The following is an 18,194-nucleotide window of genomic DNA, read 5'->3' on the forward strand; positions in this document are numbered from 1 at the left end:
CCCCAGCCGGTAATTTTCTTTTTCCCTTTTTGGATGCCCGGGCGCCTGTATCAATATGAACAAAGACGCCCGGATTTCGGTTGTGCAGCGATAGGAGATCGCTGTGGGTTCACCCACTTAGGCGACCAAGTCGACAAAGAAGCTGTCGGTCGGAACAGGGGTGCCGCAGATGTCTTCACCGCTCGTTGTCGGAACGATTTCGCACAGCGGCGGCGGAGCCATTTCCGTCAACTCATACTCATCCTCCGGTACCTCGGTGCCGCATTTCGGCAGCGGCAGGATCGGCGGCACTGCGATGACATCGTCACCCTGGTCCAGAACGATCGGATCGAAAGGCAGAGGTGCAACAGCAACCAAGTCCTCACCATCCTGGGGCACCTCGGTGCCGCATCTGGGATCAGGCATGATCGGGAAAACAGCGGTGACGTCTTCGTCTTCACTGGCAGGAACTGCACCATAAGGCAGAGGGTTCACTGCAGTCAGGTCATCACCTTGATCGGCTGGAACCGCGCCATATGGCAGCGGGGCAACTGCGACCAGGTCTTCACCATCCTGCGGAACCTCGGTACCGCATCTTGGATCAGGCATGATCGGAGAGACAGCGGTGACGTCGTCACCAGCGCCTTCGGCAGGAACTGCACCGTAGGGCAGCGGGTTCACTGCCACCAGATCTTCGATAGGATCAGCGACCAGCGGATCAACCGGCAACGGATTTACTGCCACCAGGTCTTCACCATCCTGAGGCACCTCGGTTCCGCACTTGGGAAAAGGCTGAATCGGAGGCACGGCAATAACGTCGTCATTGGCTGTCACGAAGCTCATGGCGTTTACATGTTTCATAGTTTTTCTCCTTGTTTCACACGTTGTTTAGCACCCAAAAAATGTTGAAAACTTCCTCCTCGGGTATAACAAAAAGGTGGCCATCCGGGCCTGCTATTTCAACGCGAAATCGGAGGTTAAATTGTTACAAAGTATGACAAAAATCTCCCCCTTCGCCCACCGAATGACCCTATCGAAACGTGTCAGATCAGCTCGAATTTTTCCAATCGCCAGAACGCAAAAAACCAGCACCATTTCTGGTGCTGGCTTTACATGTCCCTGGTCTCATAAAGCTGCGGAGAGTGTCACCCCGCAGGAGCCTCTAAACCTCGCGGAACGTGGTTCGGATCTGTTTGCTTAGCGGGTCGATCAGATACTCCAACAAAGTCCGTTCTCCGGTGGCGATATAGACCTCGGCTGGCATGCCAGGCAGCAGGTTGAGCTGGCGTTCTTCCAGAAGCGCGAACGCATCCTCGTCCAAAGAAATCCGCGCCTCATAATAGGGCATACCCGTCATCGGATCGGTCTTAAGGTCTGCCGACACAAACTCGACACTTCCATCCAACCGGGGAACTATGTGCTGGTCGAATGCTGCAATGACCACACTGGCCGATTGCCCCACCGCGACATTGTTGATGTCTTGCGGCATGACGCTGGCTGTCACCACTAAACCATCCCCCTCGGGCACGATCTGCATCAGTGTCTCGCCCGGAGACACAACACCGCCAACAGTATGCACCATCAGTTCATGTACAATGCCATCTGCCGGGGCCCGAAGATCGACCCGCGCCAGTTGCAATGCTGCGGCGCTCCGGCGTTCCTTAAGGCCATCCAGTTCAACCTCAAGCGCCGAAATCTCGTGCATGACCTGCTCGCGGAATGCCTTTTCCAGTTGCAGAATGTTGATCCGCGTCTCGCTGATCCGGCCACGGGCGACGGCAATCCGAGAAATCAAGCCTCCGCTGTTGCCGACCAGACCACTGCGCTGGCGTTTCAGGGCGGTCACGCGGGTCTCGGGTGTCAGGCCCTTTTCCAGCAGTTGTTGCTGACCGGCAAGTTCGCTTTCGATCAACACGATCTCTTCATCTGTCGCGGCGCGCTGTGCTTCGAGACCGGTGATCTCCTGTTCAATCTGCGTGATCTGTTCGGACAGCGCGGCGACTTCTCCATCCTGGGACAAACGGCGCGCGTCCATCACCGCCCTCTGGGTCGCCAGCGAGCGCTGTACTTTGACCTCATCCTTTCGCGAGACAAGTTCCTTGGACAAAACCAGATCATTCAACCCATCCCTCTCGGCAGTTAGACGGGCCAGTTGCGCCTCGATCGCGACAAGTCTGTCATCAACCAGCGTCTGGCTGCCTGACAATAGTTGATCGTCGAGTGTCACAACCACATCTCCGGCCTTAACACGATCCCCGTTTCTGACGTGAATGTCGCCGACGAGACCACCATCGGGATGCTGAACAGCCCGCAGATCGGACGAGACCACCACATTGCCAGCTGTTACCACAGCACCCGACATACGGGCCGTCACTGCCCAACCGCCGAAACCTATGGCAAGTACAGCGATGGCGGCGAGGCCAAAACCGATGGATCGGATAGAGCGGTCTCTATAGCCTTCGGTCGGTAAGTTGGAATTCGAGTTGGTATTCATGGTCTCCTCCATTCATTCAGTTTCAGTACAAACCGACGTCAGCCTGCGGCGGCGGCAGGTGTTGCATCAGCTGGTTCTGCCTGAGGGTTTTGTTCGACTGTTTGCTGCTTCGTCTGCGCGGCAGCAGCGGCTTGATTGCGCTGGCGCAACCTCTCCATCACCTCAGCGCGGGGGCCGAAGTCTCCGACACGGCCGTCTTCCATGATCAGGATCTTGTCGACCGAACCAAGCACGCTGGCCCGATGCGCAATGACGATCACAATCGCCCCGCGCGCCTTGGCTGCATGGATCGCGTGATTCAGCGCAGCCTCGCCAACGGAGTCCAGGTTCGAGTTCGGCTCGTCCAGGACCACCAGAAAGGGATTTCCATACAGCGCGCGGGCAAGGGCAACGCGCTGCCGCTGACCGCCAGACAAGGCCGCTCCACGCTCGCCAACCGAAGTGGCATAGCCGTCTTTGAAGCTGGCGATTAGCTCGTGAACGCCCGCAGCTTTGGCCGCGGCAATCACCATCTCGTCCTGCGCTTCGGGATCAAAACGTGCGATGTTCTGGGCAATTGTGCCGTCAAAAAGCTCTACGTCCTGCGGCAAAAAACCGATCTGGGGTCCCAGTTCTTCGGGCAGGTACTGTTCAATCGGCACACCGTCTAGGCTGACACCGCCTTTGGCCGCCGACCACGCGCCAACCAATGTGCGGGCCAAGGTCGACTTACCACTGCCGGTCGATCCGATCACAGCGAGGGCTTCGCCTGCATTCATATCGAACCCAACGCCTTTGAGAACAGCGGTGGTCACCATAGGTGGGGCAGCGATCAGCCCGTCTACGGTCAGCGATTTGCTGGCCTTGGGCAGCGAGATTCTGCGCTCTGCCTCGTCGCCCGACAAGGTGTTTTTCAGCTGTGCCCAGGCCTGCCGAGCCGCCACCAGGCTGCGCCAGCTGCCGACCAAGGTCTCGATCGGCTGCAGGCCGCGAGACATGATGACCGATGCTGCCACGATCGAACCTGCCGAGATATGTCCGTGGATGGCAAGATAGGCGGCAACAGCCAGAACTGCAGACTGCAACGCAAGACGGAAGACCTTGGTAAAACTGCTCGAAACACCAACCGTTGTTGCGGCGTTGGCACTTGCGCCAAGATGCAGGTCATTCACGTCCTGCCAGTTCCGGCCCAGATTGGACTGCATGCCCATGGCGCGGATCATCTCTGCGTTACGGCGGCTGGCCTCAGCCAGACGGGTGCGCTTGCCTGCTTGTTCAGACTGAACGCAGGCCGCAGCACGCACTTTGATGTCAGTGACAATCGCGATGACGATAAGAGCCAGCGCACCTACGACACCAACCATGCCCAGCCACATATGCATGGCAAAGACCAGGCCAAGATAAACCGGGATCCAGGGCAAATCAAAAAGCGCTCCCGCACCCTGCCCCGACAGGAAACCACGAATTTTCTCGACATCCTGAATGGCCGCCGCAGGATTACCTCCCGGACGAATACGTGAGGGTTCTGTCAGTGTGCAGTCGAAGGCAGTCCGGGTGAGCCGCTGTTCAAAACGATGTCCCATGGCGACCAGCACACGGGTGCGCGCGCCGTCAATCAGGCCCATGAACAGATAGAGACCAGCCACCAGCGTGCTGAGCGCGATCAGCGTGTTCACGCTCTGACTGGACATGACGCGGTCATAGATCTGCAGCATGAAAATTGGACCGGTCAGCATCAGTATGTTCACCGCACCGCTGAAAACACCGGTGGCAATAAGATTGCGTCTCAGCGCGCGCTTGGCGGCGGTGAGTTGAGGATGAACGGACGAATGATGTTGCATGACGGGCTCCTGATCAAATGACTGTGGGAGTTACTTGGAGATCCAACACGCAAGGCCCAAGGCTTTGTCACACTTTGATTCAATTGGCTATTCTGCGACCCGACGTGAGAAACCGCTAAGACGGCAGCGCAAAATTTTGCGTGGGATTGAAGCCTGTTTTGGATTAGCGTTCCCAACAAGGGGATGGGCCGGGAACAAAAAGACAATGCGTTGGAACAACCTGACACTTCGGGCGCAAGTAATGGCAATCGTCCTCATAAGCTGGGCGTTTGTCGGGGTGTTTTCGGTGGTTATCGACGTTTTGCAGTTTCAGAATTCGCGGGCCGACGAGATCAAAACCCGAGGTGATGCCTTTCTGGCAGAGGTCGTGTCTACTCTTGCTCATACGGCACCCGAAAATCGCGGAGAGGTCGCGCAAAACTTCTTTCCTGCGGAATGGAGCGTCAGGATCGGTGCTCAGGACATGGCGGCGGAACTTCACGGAGGAACGCGCCGACCGAACCTTGCAGAGTGGCTTTTTGACCGTCTTGTAGCAAGAGGAGTGGATGTAGCAGAGCTATCTGTGGCAGATACCCTAATCCATGACGCGCACGACCCCGACGACCTTTTGGTCATGTTCAAGGACCACGTTCTTCCTTCTGGCACTATTGTTGAAGACGACGGTACCGGAAGGTATTTGGTGAGCATTTTTTCCGTCCGCCTTTCGGGCGATACCGAATGGTTAAACTGTTACCTACTCATGACACCCAAAGATATCTGGCCGGCCGTTTTTGTAGGCTCTGTCGACAGTCTGAGTGCCTTGATCATGCTGTGCCTGCTCGCGTTTCTTATTCAAAAGATCATGCGTCCGTTAAGTGCCATGGCTGTGAATGCCGAGTTGATCGGCAGGGGGCAGGAAGTTGGTCCACTTTCCGAAGTTGGCAGCATTGATGTCCGCCGCACCATTATTGCGTTCAATCGCATGGAAGCGCGGATCGTTCTAGCGCTCGAATACAAGACGACGCTGTTGCGCAGTCTTGGGCACGATTTGAAAGGGCCAATCGAGCGGATGAACGATGCCCTGCAAAACGTCAGCCCGGAGGAAACAAAAAACCAGCTTCTAAAACGGCTTGAATCCGTTCGCGAGATTGTCATGTCCGTCACAAGCCTAAATCGCGCTACACATCATGATGGTGAGATTGCAAGGGTCGACCTACGCTCGTTGGTCGAAGCACTGGTCGATGAACAAGTTGAAGCGGGCCGCGATGTAACTTGCCATATCGAACAGCCTGCAATTGTGAGCGGGCGTCATAACGCAATCACGCGCGTTCTAAGGAATCTATTGGAGAATGCGGTCAAATATGGAGGCGTGACAAAAGTCACATTGACCACATCCGACGACACAGCTGCGATTCACGTTGATGACGAAGGACCTGGCATTCCGGCCGAACAGCTTGAGACCGCCTTCGAACCTTTTCAAAGGCTTGGCGCCGAGGGACCCGGCAGTGGGCTAGGCCTGGCCATTGTCAGAACCATCGTTGTTGATCAGGGCGGTACTGTTTCCTTGGAGAACCGCGCAGGCGGAGGCCTAAGGGCGAGCGTGTTCCTACCGATTGACAAGCACAATTAACCGGGTCGGAAAATATAACCCTGCCCCCAGACGGTACGAATGTGATCGGGGTTCGAAGGATCCGTTTCGATTTTTGAGCGCAAACGTTTGATCAACGCATCGACACTGCGGTCTCCGGCACCGCCGTGCTGCCGGGTGCGTGCGACGGCCAAAAGATCCTCTCGGCTACATAAGACGTCGGGGTTTTCGGCAAAGAAACGTATCACTCGGGCTTCGCTTGAAGTAAGCGTAATCACCCGTCCATCATCATTTTTAAGATGCCGCTCATTCTCGACAAGCTGCCACGGCCCGAACCGAGTCACGCGTGATTTGCCCTGTGATCCACTGTCGCGTCGCCGTAAAACCGCACGCACGCGAGCCAGCAGTTCAAACTCGTTGAATGGTTTCACAATATAGTCGTCGGCCCCCAGTTCGAGCAGCGAAATCCGCTCGGCGTCGTCGTCGATGGAACTAATCATGATGATCCCGGCATCCACGCGCGAGGCGATTTCGTGGCACAACACCTTGCCACTTGTACCCGGCATCACAAGGTCCAGCAAAAATAGGCCATAGGTTTCTTCGGCCATCATCAGTCGTGCTGTCGGAACATCAGGAGCGTGGTCGATCCGGTATCCTTTGTCCGACAGAAACGCGCAGACTTTTTCGGCAAACTCAACGTCGTCGTCACAGATCAGAATGTGCTCACTATAGACTGCGGAATGATCCGCGACGTCTTGCATCGTTCTACTCCTCTGGGTGTTGCCTGTCCTGTCGATAACAGCATTAGGCCTCAGAAGCTGTCAATGTTGATAATAAAGACCAAAATGGTCAAACTCCGCACCCAAAACGGTTCTCTGTATCCCAATTCTAGATTTCCTTGCGTCCGCGCTAAACAGAAAATCGCCAGAAGCTTCGGCTGTCTACTTACACACAGGAAAATCGATTAACCGCAATCGAGCCGCTCAGAACTTGATCGGCACAAACTTCGATGTCAGCCACAGTGCTGCGACAAGGACTACGTAAGTTGAAAGAACCCAAGCAGCTGCGTTTCTAAAGGGCAGGTTTTTCATTTGCATGTGATGATGCCCGATCATTTGGTGGTCGTCCGGACCTGCCATTTCTTGGTGTTCGTGTGAAACATGACCAAGTGCTGGTGCCGGACCATCAGCACCGGGGAGTGTCATGCAACCGTGTTTTAAGTGGTTTGCCACCAGCCATCGGTTCATAGGAAAGGCGACAACTGCGCCGACAACAGTCGCGAGGCTCATGCGGAACCAGAATTGAGGGGCGAGCGGGTCCTCGGATCCAGGCCACGCGGCCGCGAGCAGTACCATCGTCGGGATCATTCCGGTCATAACCATGTTCATCGAAACCGTTTCAGCAAAGAACGTCTTTCGAACGGCCTGTCCGTAACTTCCGAACATCGGCTTCATCATCAGCGCCTGGAATATGAACAATCCCGAAACGAAGCCAAAGGCATATTCCACCACAATATCCCAGCCATTCGAAAGGGCCAGAAAGTGGACGAGGATAGCGGCAAATATTATTCCCGTAGCATCACCAGCAACGCAGTGCATCTCGCTGTTGATGCCTTGTTTCCAAGTCGCGCGCGTGTATTGGTCATGCCCTCCGGGAAATGGGCGGCGACAGGCAAGCAGATAGAAAAACAAGCCAATTGGGCCGGTGTAGAGCGTCACAAGAATCCAAGCGGCTCGTTGCACCCAACTTGTCACACCATTAGTGATCGAGTCCCAGATAACAAAGCCCACACTGGCGCCGGTAAGAAGGAACCACACGAGCATCGCTCCATTTATCATTTCAATTTCCTTTTTTCGGCGGGTAATTCGCTTTGGCTACGTATCTCCGCTGCAATTCGACAAAGCTCGACTAAGAATTTCTTTCACCTTCGAACCTATTGAAGGTGCTTCGGATGCGCGCGGACCCGCTATGTTCAATGTCTCAGGTGAATTCGACAAGAGCCAGGATCGCACTTGTAAAGCGCAGTTTTCGGGCCCTTGCCGCACATCAACGACCAGATGCGATTTGCCGATTTCTTCAGCGTAGTCGATTGTCAGTTGAGTTCCTGGGCTTGGCGATCCATCTAAGAAAACCAGCAAAGCATCACAATCTCTGACATTCAGCTTAGTTCTTTCGCTGACTTCCTCAGTCTGTGTTTCGGTCAATCCGTTAAACTTTTCGGGAATGCGACCAGCTTCATTTGTCCGTCCCTTGGGAACCCATCCACCAGATGGAAAGCCGTTCTCAGACGCGAACTGCAATGCCGAAAGGTCGACACCGGTTTGGCCGCCCGTCACGATTTTCACTGGCACCCCCTATCTACATCGATTGGGCCGACCGTTGTTTCGCGCGACCTGATTGCCCCACCGCAATAGATTAACGTTGCAATCGTCCCGGTCGATCAGAACTTCGATCAGGCAAAGACCATCATGATCCAGAGCCGTTCTGATGGCTTCGTCCAACTCGCCTTCGGTTGTAACTTTGCATCCCCAGGCTTTGCCCTCGCCAGCGCTAAACACGTCAATCAGACCGGCGTAATCCCAATTCTTGATGGTGTTATATGGGCCATCGTGGATTTCTACTTCGATCGTGTAGCCGCCATTGTTGATGAGGAAAATAATCGGCTTTGCATCGTACCGGATCATGGTCGAAATCTCTTGGGCGGTCAGTTGAAACGAACCGTCCCCTATGCATGAGATCAACCGACGCTCTCTGTTTCCTAAAGCGTATCCCAGCGATGCACCAACAGACCAGCCAATGGATCCATACTGCATTTGTATTTCGAACCGAGTGCCCTCGGGCAAATTGGTCTCCATCCCGTTGAACCATGAATCCCCGGTCTCAACGAGTAATGTGCTGTCCTCATCCAGCATCTTCTGAACGCGGGCAAAGAGTTGGCGAACGGTCACCGGTGTGTCGACCGTGCCAGGTTCTGGTGAGCTTAGCTCGGTTCTCACACGTTCGAAGGCTGTAACTGCCCCATCGTTCGGCGTAAGCTTGTCAGCCAGTGCTTCCAGAAACTCATCCATACGGACATTGCTAAAATGTGTCTCACCCAACTGAATGGATGTCGGATGCACCAAAACGGCCTTGCCGGGATCAAACCCAAGCTGGTGACCTGTCGTAGTGTAGTCGGTGAAAACAGGACCGACGAATAATAACCCGTCTGCAGCATCGACAATTTCCCCACAGCCTGGTGTGCTTACAGGTCCCCAATAAATGCCCATGAAATTCTCATTTGCTTCAGACAGAAAACTCTTGGCATTGGGCATTGATGCTTGTGCGTATCCACATGTGGACGCAAGTCTGCGCAATTGGGGCTCTGCCTGACCAGCACGTATTTTGCTGCCCGCAACAAGAACTGGCCGCTCTGCAGCATTCAGGAACTCTGAAACTTGTGCCACCGCAGTCGCTAGCGTGTTCGGATCGCTGTTAGGCTGTCTGGCAAAGCTACGTGGTACGGGTGCTGACGTGGGTGAACCTGCAATATTCGAAGCGATTTCGATATAGACCGGTTTGCGCCGGATCATTGCAGTATCTATTGCCCTATCGATTGCCACAGGCGCCAGCGAGGGATGATGGATCGTGACGGCCTCAGCAGTGACGCGGGCGAACATCTCGCGCTGGTAATCGTAGTCGACCTCTCCAAGTGTATGGTGCAGGTATTCCCACTCGGCCTCTGAATTTGTGTTCGGCCCGCCGGAAATTGCAATCATTGGAAGATCTTCCGCATAAGCACCTGCAACAGCATTCAAAAGGCTCAATCCACCGACTGAATACGTTACAACTGCCGCGGACGGCCCTCCTGTGGCGCGGGCATAGCCGTCTGCTGCATAACCGGCGTTGAGTTCGTTGCAGCAACTGATCATTCGTAGATCCTTATTGCCAAGCAACTCATCCAGAAGCACCAAATTATAATCTCCCGGGACCACAAAATAATCTACAATTCCAGCCTCTTGCAGTCTTTTTGCCAGATAAGATCCAACAGTCCAGCGCTCAGTTGCCATGCCACTAATCCAATACAAGTTGTCAAAAAGAACTGGGTACATCCTATTTGCGAAAGCCGGATTTGCAAAATCGAGAAAGTCAGGTGTGTTTTCAAAACTGACAATTTGTAGGCCGAAGACTATCCCTAGCTGGATTGATACCTTCACATTGGTCTCTCAGCCGCCGTTTACAGAAAGCTTGCGAACAGGCTGAAAACATGTGCCTATCTGTCATCCAGTTGAAGTGCCTTGGCGTGTCGCTTCTTTGCTTTGCCTATGTCGCCGATTGTGTATCATGGTCCTTTTACTTGCCGCGGGTATGCCGAATGGAGATCATCGCACTAATTTTCCCAGTATTTGCAATTATTGTTACCGGGTTCCTTTTCGCGCGGTTCAAGGTGCTGCCGGAGAATGTCGCTGGGAGTCTGACGCAATTCGCCTTCTGGGTCGCTATTCCGGCATTGGTCTTCGGCGTGATTGCCGAGCAGGAGATCAGTGCACTACTGAATTGGCCATTTATCCTGGTCTTCGGCGGCGTAACTTCATTAATGGCGCTGCTTTTATTTCTGGGCGCCAGGTTTTGGAAGGGCATGAACCTGGGAACGGCAACGATGTTCGCCATGGTTTCGGTTGTTTCAAACACCGGAATTATCGGGCTGCCGTTGTTGCATGCTTTGATGGGTAAAAACGCGGCGGTCTTGGCAACATTGGCAATCGTTGTGGTTATTGTTGTCGTCGTGGTCCAGGTCCTGGTACTCGAGACTGCCACACGGGGCGAGGGAGAAGCGGTTTCACTACTTGGGCCGATACGGAATGCAATTCTGAACCCATTAATTATGTCTGCGATCTTGGGTGTTGTGGTAGCAGCATCACCAATCAGCCTGCCAAAAATGGTGGTGGACTACCTGGATGTTCTCGGCGGGGCGCTGGCACCCTGCGCGCTCTTTGCCGTGGGCATGGCGATCGATCCGTCGGCGATCAAGCGCACTGGCTCAGTCGTGGCAGTCGCAGCCTTCGTCAAACTGATTGTGCTTCCGTCGATCGTCTTCGCGATTGCTCTAGTATTCCGGTTCGACCCGCTAATGACGGTGGCCCTAGTGATATCAGCCGCAGTTCCGACGGCGAAGAACGAGTTCATCTTGTCCGAGAAATACCATCAAGCGGAAGAAATCACCGCCGAGACGGTATCGGCTACAACCGCCTTGGCTGTGGTGACCCTAATTGTATGGCTGTTGATACTATCTTGGGTATTCCCTGGTGCTTTTTCCCTAAGTCAAAATTCTTGAGAAGAATGGAATGGGCTTCTGGCAGACATCGGAGGCACCGCGGCTTACTGAAATATCGTCCATCGTCGACGTCGGGTTGTCGTTGTGGGACCATGGCGGATCAGAGTAACTGTATGGAGACACCAAACTTACCTGCCATTCGCGCGCTTCGCCCAGCCTGGAACAAGGGGCGTATCGTCGGCCAGAAACGACCGTGGCGGAATTTGCGCTTCAATATAGGTCAGCTTTTCTACGCTGAGCGCTCCTTGGGATGTTATCTTCGGCAGGAGAGATCACGAGGAAGGAAGTGCGCGAATTTCGACACTAGCACGCACGCAGCAAGGAGACAGCGCGCGCTGAACAAGAATTTCAAGTTATAGAGGCGAGGCCGTCAGCCACGAAGCGCTGAACCCATTCTTTTTTGAGGATATAAACAAGGGTACAAAATTACGAAACTGCCTAAATCCTCCCATGCTCATGTTTAGTCTCTAAATAACAAATTCTTATCCTAAAATTCCACCCCATCAGATAGCTCACTTAAATTATAGGAGTTTGGTCGATCCATCGCCCAAGTAGTATACACAAAACACGTAACCAAATCGGACAGGGCCTATCCTTTGATGCGGTTTGTTTTCCAAGTAGCCAATCTATTCCAGCGACACCCACAGCACCTGAGCGTCCTCTTCACTGGTCGACACGCAGCCGTGACCCATACTGCTGTCATAATAGAGTGAATCTCCCGCCTTCATTGGCAAGGGACGGTAGTGTTCCGAGATAAAGATCAACTCGCCACTCAGCACGTACATGAATTCTTCGCCCGAATGTCGGATCCAGGGGTCAAACTCAGAGATATCGCGGGCCCGTATCGTGGCCACATAGGGCAGCATGCGTTTGCTTGTCAGATCCGAACACAGCAATTCGTGCAAATAGGTGGCGGTTTCCCGGAACTCACCCTGCCCCTTGGCAGTATAGTCCCGCCGACCGTTTATGCCTGACTGACCCGACTGAAGAAAAAGTTGCGGAGGGTTCATATCCAGCGCCTGTGTCAACCGCCGCACGATCTCAAAGCTGGGTTTGGTTTGATTGTTTTCAATCTTCGACAGGGTCGATCGCCCGATACCTGCTGCACGCCCGGCCTCTTCCAGAGTCCAGCCCTTTTCCCTTCGCGCGTCGCGGATGGAACGCCCCAAGGCCGCCCCTTCATCCAGTTCTTCGGGTGTAACCCCTTCGTTTCTTTGGTCTTCGCCCATGAAAATCTCCCTGTTCTCTCCAGCTTACATATTCCCTTAGTCGCGCGCAACTTCACGAATAAGAGATTTGTGTTGCTTTAAGGGAATCAATTCCACTATAGGAAACTTAGTTTCGAACCGGAGATTCGAAATCAGAGGAGATGACCATGTTCAAAACGTCGCTTACACAGGCCGACCCGACCATTGCTGCATCAATTGCACGCGAGGGCGCACGTCAGGCCGAACAGATCGAGCTGATCGCATCTGAAAACATCGTCTCTCAGGCTGTGATTGACGCCCAGGGATCGGTGCTGACCAACAAGTATGCCGAAGGGTATCCCGGCCGCCGCTACTATGGCGGATGTGAATATGTGGATGAGGTCGAGCAGGAAGCCATCGACCGGTTGAAGAAGCTGTTTGGCTGCGAATACGCGAACGTGCAGCCGCATTCGGGCGCACAGGCGAACGGTGCGGTAAAGCTGGCACTGCTCAGCCCTGGTGACACCATTCTGGGCATGTCGCTGGACGCCGGCGGCCACTTGACACATGGCGCGAAACCAGCGCAATCCGGCAAATGGTTCCGTCCGATTCAGTATGGTCTGACCGATGCCGGCTTGATCGACTATGATCAGGTCGAAGCGCTGGCCAAGGCTGAAAAGCCCCAGCTGATCATTGCTGGCGCGTCGGCCTATTCCCAAAATATAGACTTTGCCCGTTTCCGCGCCATAGCGGATGAGGTTGGTGCCTGGCTGCTGGCCGACATGGCCCATATCGCTGGACTGGTTGCGACCGGCCTGCACCCCTCACCCATCGGGCACGCACATATCGTGACATCAACCACGCATAAAACCCTGCGCGGCCCGCGTGGCGGGATCATTCTGACTAATGACGAAGCATTGGCGAAAAAGATCAACTCGGCCGTGTTCCCTGGTCTGCAGGGCGGTCCGCTGATGCACGTGATCGCAGGTAAGGCGGTTGCCTTCGGCGAGGCGCTGAAGCCTGAGTTTAAAGAATACATGCAGCGCGTTGTCGACAGTGCCTCGGCCCTCGCCAACGTAATGATGGCGCGCGGTTGCGACATCGTCTCGGGCGGCACGGAAAACCACCTGATGCTGGTGGACCTGCGCCCGGTTGGTGTAACCGGCAAAGACGCCGAGGCCGCTTTGGAGCGTGCCGGATTCACTTGCAACAAGAACAGCGTGCCCGGTGATCCCGAAAAGCCCACCGTCACCAGCGGCATCCGTCTGGGCACCGCAGCCGGTTGCAGCCGTGGCTTTGGCCCCGAGGAATTCAAGCTGATCGGCCATCTGATCGGCGATGTGCTGGATGCGCTGGCGCAGAACCCGGACGGGGACGAAGCTGTCGAAAAGGCAACCCGTGAAAAAGTGCGCGCCCTGTGCGCAAGCCACCCGATCTACTGAAAGTTAAAGTCATGACCTACGATCTGATTGTCATCGGGGGCGGACCGGGCGGCTATGTCGCCGCAATCCGCGCGGCTCAGCTGGGACTGAAAGTGGCCTGCGTCGAAGGGCGCGGGGCACTTGGCGGAACCTGTCTGAACGTAGGGTGCATCCCCTCCAAAGCGTTGCTGACTTCCTCGGCCAAGTATGCCGAACTTGCACATCTCTCCTCCCACGGTATCGCGGTCGAGGGGGCCAGCATCGACGTACCCGCGATGATGGGCCGCAAGGACAAGATCGTAGGCGACCTGACCAAAGGCATCGCGTTTCTGTTCAAGAAGAACGGGGTCGACCATATCGAAGGCTGGGCCAGCATCCCTGCCGCCGGACAGGTCAAGGTGGGCGATGATGTCTATCAAGCGAAAAACATTCTGATCGCCACCGGCTCGGAACCGACCTCGCTGCCAGGGATCGAGATCGACGAGCAAGACATCCTCAGTTCGACCGGTGCGATTGCGCTGGAGAGCGTACCGGAACATCTGGTCGTGATCGGCGCAGGTGTGATTGGGCTTGAACTGGGTCAGGTTTGGGCCCGTCTGGGCGCAAAGGTCACCGTGGTCGAGTATCTGGACCGCGTTCTGCCCGGTATAGATGGCGAGATTGCCAAGCTGGCACAACGCGCCCTGTCCAAGCGCGGGCTGAAATTCCAGCTGGGCCGCGCCCTGAAATCGGTCGACAAGACCGACGCGGGCCTGACGCTGACCGTTGATCGCGTTGGCAAGGACAAAGAAGAAGTGATCGAGGCCGATAAGGTCCTGATCGCCGTTGGCCGCCGCCCGGTCACCCGTGGGCTGGGCCTGGAAGAACTGGGCGCTGCAGTAAGCCAGCGTGGCTTCATCGAAGTGGACGGGACGTTCCAAACCTCGGTTCCCGGCATTTACGCCATCGGCGACTGCGTGCCCGGCCCGATGCTGGCACACAAGGCCGAAGAAGACGGCGTCGCCTGCGTGGAAACTCTGGCAGGCCAAGCTGGCCATGTCGATTACAACACCGTGCCGGGTGTCGTGTATACTGACCCCGAGGTTGCCTCGGTCGGCCTGACCGAAGAAGCGCTAAAAGAGGCTGGCACCGAGTATTCGGTGGGTAAGTTCGCCTTCATGGCCAACTCGCGCGCCCGTTCGACCGGTGAAACCGATGGCGCAGTCAAAGTTCTGGCTGACCCAAGCGGTAAAATCCTGGGTGCTCACATCTGTGGTGCCCACGGCGGTGATCTGATTGCCGAGCTGGTTTTGGCCATGACCAAAGGCGCCACAGTCGCCGAGGTCGCAGCAACCTGTCATGCGCACCCAGCCATGGGAGAGGCGGTCAAAGAAGCCTGTCTTGGCGCCATGGGCCGCGCAATCCACGCCTAAGAGGGACCCGCCAGATGACCATCCAGCTTCGCCCCCGCCACCCCGAAAAGGCCAAGAAGGCAGACAGTGTCATCCCGCGCAAGCCCAAGTGGATTCGCAAAAAAAAGGGCGACAGCGCCGAGTATTACGAAACCCGTCGCCTGATGCGCGAGCATAATCTAGCGACTGTCTGCGAAGAGGCCGCCTGCCCCAATATCGGCGAGTGCTGGTCCAAGCGTCACGCTACCATGATGATCATGGGCGAGATCTGCACGCGCGGTTGTTCCTTCTGTAACGTGGCCACCGGCCGCCCCGATGCGCTGGACGCGTTTGAGCCGGGCCGCGTGGCTGCAGCAGTGAAAAAACTGGGCCTGCGCCATGTGGTAATCACGTCCGTGGACCGCGATGATCTGACCGATGGCGGGGCCGAACATATCGCCCAGACCATCCGCGCCGTGCGTCATCAGAACCCCGGCACAACGGTCGAAGTGCTGACCCCGGATTTTCTGGGCAAAGGCGATGCGGCAGATGTTGTGTTCGACGCCGCCCCGGACGTCTTCAACCACAACCTGGAAACCGTTCCGCACCTGTACCCGTCCGTTCGGCCCGGCGCACGCTACTATGCCTCGCTGCGGTTGCTGGATGACGCAAAGCGTGCAAACCAAAATATCTTTACGAAATCCGGACTTATGGTAGGTTTGGGGGAAAGTTTGAATGACGTACGGCAGGTCATGGACGATCTGCGCGCGGCGAATGTCGATTTTCTGACAGTGGGTCAATATTTGCAGCCCACGCCAAAGCACCACCCGATTGATCGTTTTTGGTCACCTGACGAATTCGCCCAACTGGAGCAGATCGCACGCTCCAAGGGCTTCCTGCACGTGTCAGCCACTCCGTTGACCCGTTCCTCGTTCCACGCGGACGAAGACTTTGCCGCCCTCAAGCAAGCCCGCCAACGGGCCATTGCTACCGGGGCATAAACCTAACGCTATTGGGAGGGAAACCATGGAAGCGTTAAATTCAATCGTAGGGGCCATTAATGGCGTCGTATGGGGGCCGCTGATGCTGGTTCTCATTCTTGGCGTCGGCTTCTTCCTGCAGGTCGGGCTGAAATTCATGCCGATCCTGCGCATTGGCACGGGCTTTAGCCTGCTGTTCAAAGGCCGCGAAGGTCAGGGCGAAGGGCAGATCAGCCCGTTCAACGCGCTGATGACCTCGCTGTCGGCGACCATCGGTACGGGTAACATCGCCGGTGTGGCCACTGCTGTCTTCCTGGGCGGTCCGGGCGCCTTGTTCTGGATGTGGATGACCGCCCTGGTGGGCATGGCCACCAAATATGCCGAAGCTGTCTGTGCGGTGAAGTACCGTGAAAAAGACGAGCTGGGCAACTATGTCGGCGGCCCGATGTACTACATCAAGAACGGCCTCGGCGCGAAATGGGCCTGGCTGGGTGTAGCATTCGCCCTGTTCGGCGCAATCGCGGCCTTCGGCATCGGCAACGGTGTACAGGCCAACGGTGTAGCACAGGTTCTGGAAGCGAACTTCGGTGTGAACACCTCGATCACCGGCGTTGTTCTGATGGTCCTGACCGCAGCCGTTATCCTGGGTGGCATTACCCGCATCGGTGCCGTTGCCGGTAAACTGGTTCCAGCCATGGCAATCGCCTACATCGTCGCTGGCCTGTTGGTTCTGATCATCAACATCGGCGAAATCGGCAACGCTCTGTCGCTGGTCTTCACCTATGCCTTTACCCCGTCTGCCGCCGAAGGCGGATTTGCAGGTGCAGCCGTCTGGGCCGCCATCCGCTTTGGTGTGGCACGCGGTGTGTTCTCGAACGAAGCCGGTCTGGGATCGGCTCCCATCGCACACGCGGCAGCCGAGACCAAAGGTCCGGTTAACCAGGGCCTGATCGCGATGCTGGGCACGTTCATCGACACCATCATCGTTTGCTCGATCACTGGTCTGGCGATCATCTCGACAGGCGCATGGACCTCGGGTGAATCGGGTGCGGCTTTGACTTCGCTGGCATTTGCAACCTCTCTGCCGGGCGGCGGTCACCTGATCGCAATCGCGCTGTCGATCTTTGCCTTCACCACCATCCTGGGCTGGTCGTTCTATGGCGAGAAATGCGTCGAGTTCCTGCTGGGCGTCAAATCCCTGCTTCCCTACCGCGTCCTGTGGATCGTCGCGATTTACTTTGGTGCGACAGCGGATCTGGGTTTTGTCTGGCTGCTGGCGGATACGCTGAACGCCATGATGGCCATTCCGAACCTGATCGCCCTGGCCTTGCTGAGCCCGATCGTCTTCAAACTGACGAAAGAGTTCTTCGCCTCAGGCGGGCAGTCCGAAGAACCGGGCGGCTCACCCGCCGAATAACTTCGGCCCTGACAAAAACGGGGGGCTATACCGGCCCCCCGCATTTGAAACACAATTCCAAATCTCGAGGAGAGACGTGATGGCCACGAAAATCCTGCTGCCTATTGATCACACTGACGACCGCTCGTGGAAACTGGCTCTGCCGATCGCATTGGAACAGGCAAAATTCTATGGTGCCGAACTGCATGCGGTCGCCGTCATCCCCGAGATCATCCAGCTGCCGAACCTACCCGCCAATTATGGCGCAGGCGCCAAGGAGCACGTGCGCAATGCGGTTCAGGCCATTCTGGATCATGGCAACGCCTCCGATGTGGTTATTCACATCGAAGAAGGCAGCGTCTACCGCGAAATCCTGAAGCTGGCCTATAAGGACGGCTTTGATCTGATCGTCATGGCATCGACCAAAGGCGATTTCCCGAATTATGAAATTGGTCCGAACCTGGCCCGTGTCGTGCGCAACGCGCATTGCACCGTCATGGTCGTTCGTGACCAATCCCGCTGATTGAAAGGCTGCAGCTATGACTGATGTAAAACGCACCCCCCTTTACGATCTCCATGTTGAGTTGGGTGGAAAGATGGTTGATTTTGCTGGGTGGGAGATGCCTGTACAGTATCCTTTGGGGATCATGGGAGAGCATAAGCAGTGTC

Annotated in this window: 15 protein-coding genes and 1 pseudogene; 8 read left to right on the plus strand and 8 right to left on the minus strand. The window is 55.8% G+C overall.

Annotated features, from left to right (window positions below; genetic code table 11):
* Positions 1-117: 117 nt before the first annotated feature.
* The 3 genes from ACR0DT_RS20795 to ACR0DT_RS20805 all read right to left on the minus strand — a co-directional run bounded on the left by ACR0DT_RS20795 (position 118) and on the right by ACR0DT_RS20805 (position 4,293).
* Positions 118-840 (minus strand): hypothetical protein, encoded by a 723-nt coding sequence (locus ACR0DT_RS20795; protein WP_480712586.1) that lies wholly within the window; start codon positions 838-840, stop codon positions 118-120.
* A 301-nt stretch (positions 841-1,141) separates the two neighbouring features.
* Entirely contained in the window at positions 1,142-2,473 is a 1,332-nt protein-coding gene (locus tag ACR0DT_RS20800) for an HlyD family type I secretion periplasmic adaptor subunit (RefSeq protein WP_480712587.1), read from the minus strand.
* Positions 2,474-2,511: 38 nt separating this feature from the next.
* Positions 2,512-4,293, minus strand: coding sequence for a type I secretion system permease/ATPase (locus ACR0DT_RS20805; protein ID WP_480712588.1), 1,782 nt, complete (start codon positions 4,291-4,293; stop codon positions 2,512-2,514).
* Between the two features lie 205 nt (positions 4,294-4,498).
* On the opposite strand from ACR0DT_RS20805, the gene ACR0DT_RS20810 reads away from it, so the two are divergent.
* On the plus strand, positions 4,499-5,902 hold the full coding sequence (locus tag ACR0DT_RS20810; RefSeq protein ID WP_480712589.1) for a sensor histidine kinase: 1,404 nt from the start codon (positions 4,499-4,501) through the stop codon (positions 5,900-5,902).
* On the opposite strand, the gene ACR0DT_RS20815 is transcribed toward ACR0DT_RS20810, so the two are convergent.
* The 4 genes from ACR0DT_RS20815 to ACR0DT_RS20830 form a co-directional block, all read right to left on the minus strand.
* Positions 5,899-6,621 (minus strand): response regulator, encoded by a 723-nt coding sequence (locus ACR0DT_RS20815; protein ID WP_480712590.1) that lies wholly within the window; start codon positions 6,619-6,621, stop codon positions 5,899-5,901. The two genes, ACR0DT_RS20810 and ACR0DT_RS20815, sit on opposite strands and share 4 nt — an antisense overlap.
* A 222-nt stretch (positions 6,622-6,843) precedes the next feature.
* The gene (locus ACR0DT_RS20820) at positions 6,844-7,698 is read right to left on the minus strand and encodes a DUF4396 domain-containing protein (RefSeq protein WP_480712591.1); all 855 of its coding nucleotides are present in this window, start codon (positions 7,696-7,698) and stop codon (positions 6,844-6,846) included.
* Positions 7,699-7,734: 36 nt separating this feature from the next.
* Positions 7,735-8,205, minus strand: coding sequence for a putative molybdenum carrier protein (locus ACR0DT_RS20825; protein WP_480712592.1), 471 nt, complete (start codon positions 8,203-8,205; stop codon positions 7,735-7,737).
* 9 nt (positions 8,206-8,214) lie between these two features.
* A complete protein-coding gene (locus ACR0DT_RS20830) occupies positions 8,215-9,906 on the minus strand; it encodes a thiamine pyrophosphate-binding protein (RefSeq protein ID WP_480712593.1) in 1,692 nt (563 codons plus the stop codon).
* Between the two features lie 305 nt (positions 9,907-10,211).
* Here ACR0DT_RS20830 and ACR0DT_RS20835 point away from each other — a divergent pair, with 305 nt between their 5' ends.
* Positions 10,212-11,171, plus strand: coding sequence for an AEC family transporter (locus ACR0DT_RS20835; RefSeq protein WP_480712594.1), 960 nt, complete (start codon positions 10,212-10,214; stop codon positions 11,169-11,171).
* A gap of 626 nt (positions 11,172-11,797) precedes the next feature.
* On the opposite strand, the gene ACR0DT_RS20840 is transcribed toward ACR0DT_RS20835, so the two are convergent.
* Positions 11,798-12,400, minus strand: a complete 603-nt coding sequence (locus ACR0DT_RS20840; protein ID WP_170347767.1) for a helix-turn-helix domain-containing protein — start codon at positions 12,398-12,400, stop codon at positions 11,798-11,800.
* Between the two features lie 146 nt (positions 12,401-12,546).
* On the opposite strand from ACR0DT_RS20840, the gene glyA reads away from it, so the two are divergent.
* The 6 genes and pseudogenes from glyA to gcvT form a co-directional block, all read left to right on the plus strand.
* Positions 12,547-13,800 (plus strand): serine hydroxymethyltransferase, encoded by a 1,254-nt coding sequence (gene glyA / locus ACR0DT_RS20845; RefSeq protein ID WP_480712595.1) that lies wholly within the window; start codon positions 12,547-12,549, stop codon positions 13,798-13,800.
* 11 nt (positions 13,801-13,811) lie between these two features.
* Positions 13,812-15,191, plus strand: a complete 1,380-nt coding sequence (gene lpdA, locus ACR0DT_RS20850) for a dihydrolipoyl dehydrogenase (RefSeq protein WP_480712596.1) — start codon at positions 13,812-13,814, stop codon at positions 15,189-15,191.
* A 14-nt stretch (positions 15,192-15,205) separates the two neighbouring features.
* Complete coding sequence (gene lipA / locus ACR0DT_RS20855) at positions 15,206-16,150, plus strand: lipoyl synthase (protein WP_480712597.1); 945 nt, start codon at positions 15,206-15,208, stop codon at positions 16,148-16,150.
* 25 nt (positions 16,151-16,175) lie between these two features.
* Complete coding sequence (locus tag ACR0DT_RS20860; protein WP_480712598.1) at positions 16,176-17,546, plus strand: alanine/glycine:cation symporter family protein; 1,371 nt, start codon at positions 16,176-16,178, stop codon at positions 17,544-17,546.
* Positions 17,547-17,625: 79 nt separating this feature from the next.
* Positions 17,626-18,048 (plus strand): universal stress protein, encoded by a 423-nt coding sequence (locus ACR0DT_RS20865; protein ID WP_480712599.1) that lies wholly within the window; start codon positions 17,626-17,628, stop codon positions 18,046-18,048.
* Between the two features lie 16 nt (positions 18,049-18,064).
* Positions 18,065-18,194 (plus strand): annotated as a pseudogene (gene gcvT / locus ACR0DT_RS20870) (glycine cleavage system aminomethyltransferase GcvT); the annotation flags it as partial.

The sequence above is a fragment of the Ruegeria sp. BI11 genome (assembly GCF_056538005.1).

Coding starts and splice junctions, on each gene's coding strand:
- ACR0DT_RS20865 (WP_480712599.1), top strand. CDS start 17,626: ATGGCCACGAAAATCCTGCTGCCTATTGATCACACTGACGACCGCTCG.
- ACR0DT_RS20800 (WP_480712587.1), bottom strand. CDS start 2,473: ATGAATACCAACTCGAATTCCAACTTACCGACCGAAGGCTATAGAGAC.
- ACR0DT_RS20830 (WP_480712593.1), bottom strand. CDS start 9,906: ATGGCAACTGAGCGCTGGACTGTTGGATCTTATCTGGCAAAAAGACTG.
- ACR0DT_RS20840 (WP_170347767.1), bottom strand. CDS start 12,400: ATGGGCGAAGACCAAAGAAACGAAGGGGTTACACCCGAAGAACTGGAT.
- glyA (WP_480712595.1), top strand. CDS start 12,547: ATGTTCAAAACGTCGCTTACACAGGCCGACCCGACCATTGCTGCATCA.
- ACR0DT_RS20805 (WP_480712588.1), bottom strand. CDS start 4,293: ATGCAACATCATTCGTCCGTTCATCCTCAACTCACCGCCGCCAAGCGC.
- lpdA (WP_480712596.1), top strand. CDS start 13,812: ATGACCTACGATCTGATTGTCATCGGGGGCGGACCGGGCGGCTATGTC.
- ACR0DT_RS20815 (WP_480712590.1), bottom strand. CDS start 6,621: ATGCAAGACGTCGCGGATCATTCCGCAGTCTATAGTGAGCACATTCTG.
- ACR0DT_RS20810 (WP_480712589.1), top strand. CDS start 4,499: ATGCGTTGGAACAACCTGACACTTCGGGCGCAAGTAATGGCAATCGTC.
- ACR0DT_RS20835 (WP_480712594.1), top strand. CDS start 10,212: ATGGAGATCATCGCACTAATTTTCCCAGTATTTGCAATTATTGTTACC.
- ACR0DT_RS20795 (WP_480712586.1), bottom strand. CDS start 840: ATGAAACATGTAAACGCCATGAGCTTCGTGACAGCCAATGACGACGTT.
- ACR0DT_RS20820 (WP_480712591.1), bottom strand. CDS start 7,698: ATGATAAATGGAGCGATGCTCGTGTGGTTCCTTCTTACCGGCGCCAGT.
- lipA (WP_480712597.1), top strand. CDS start 15,206: ATGACCATCCAGCTTCGCCCCCGCCACCCCGAAAAGGCCAAGAAGGCA.
- ACR0DT_RS20860 (WP_480712598.1), top strand. CDS start 16,176: ATGGAAGCGTTAAATTCAATCGTAGGGGCCATTAATGGCGTCGTATGG.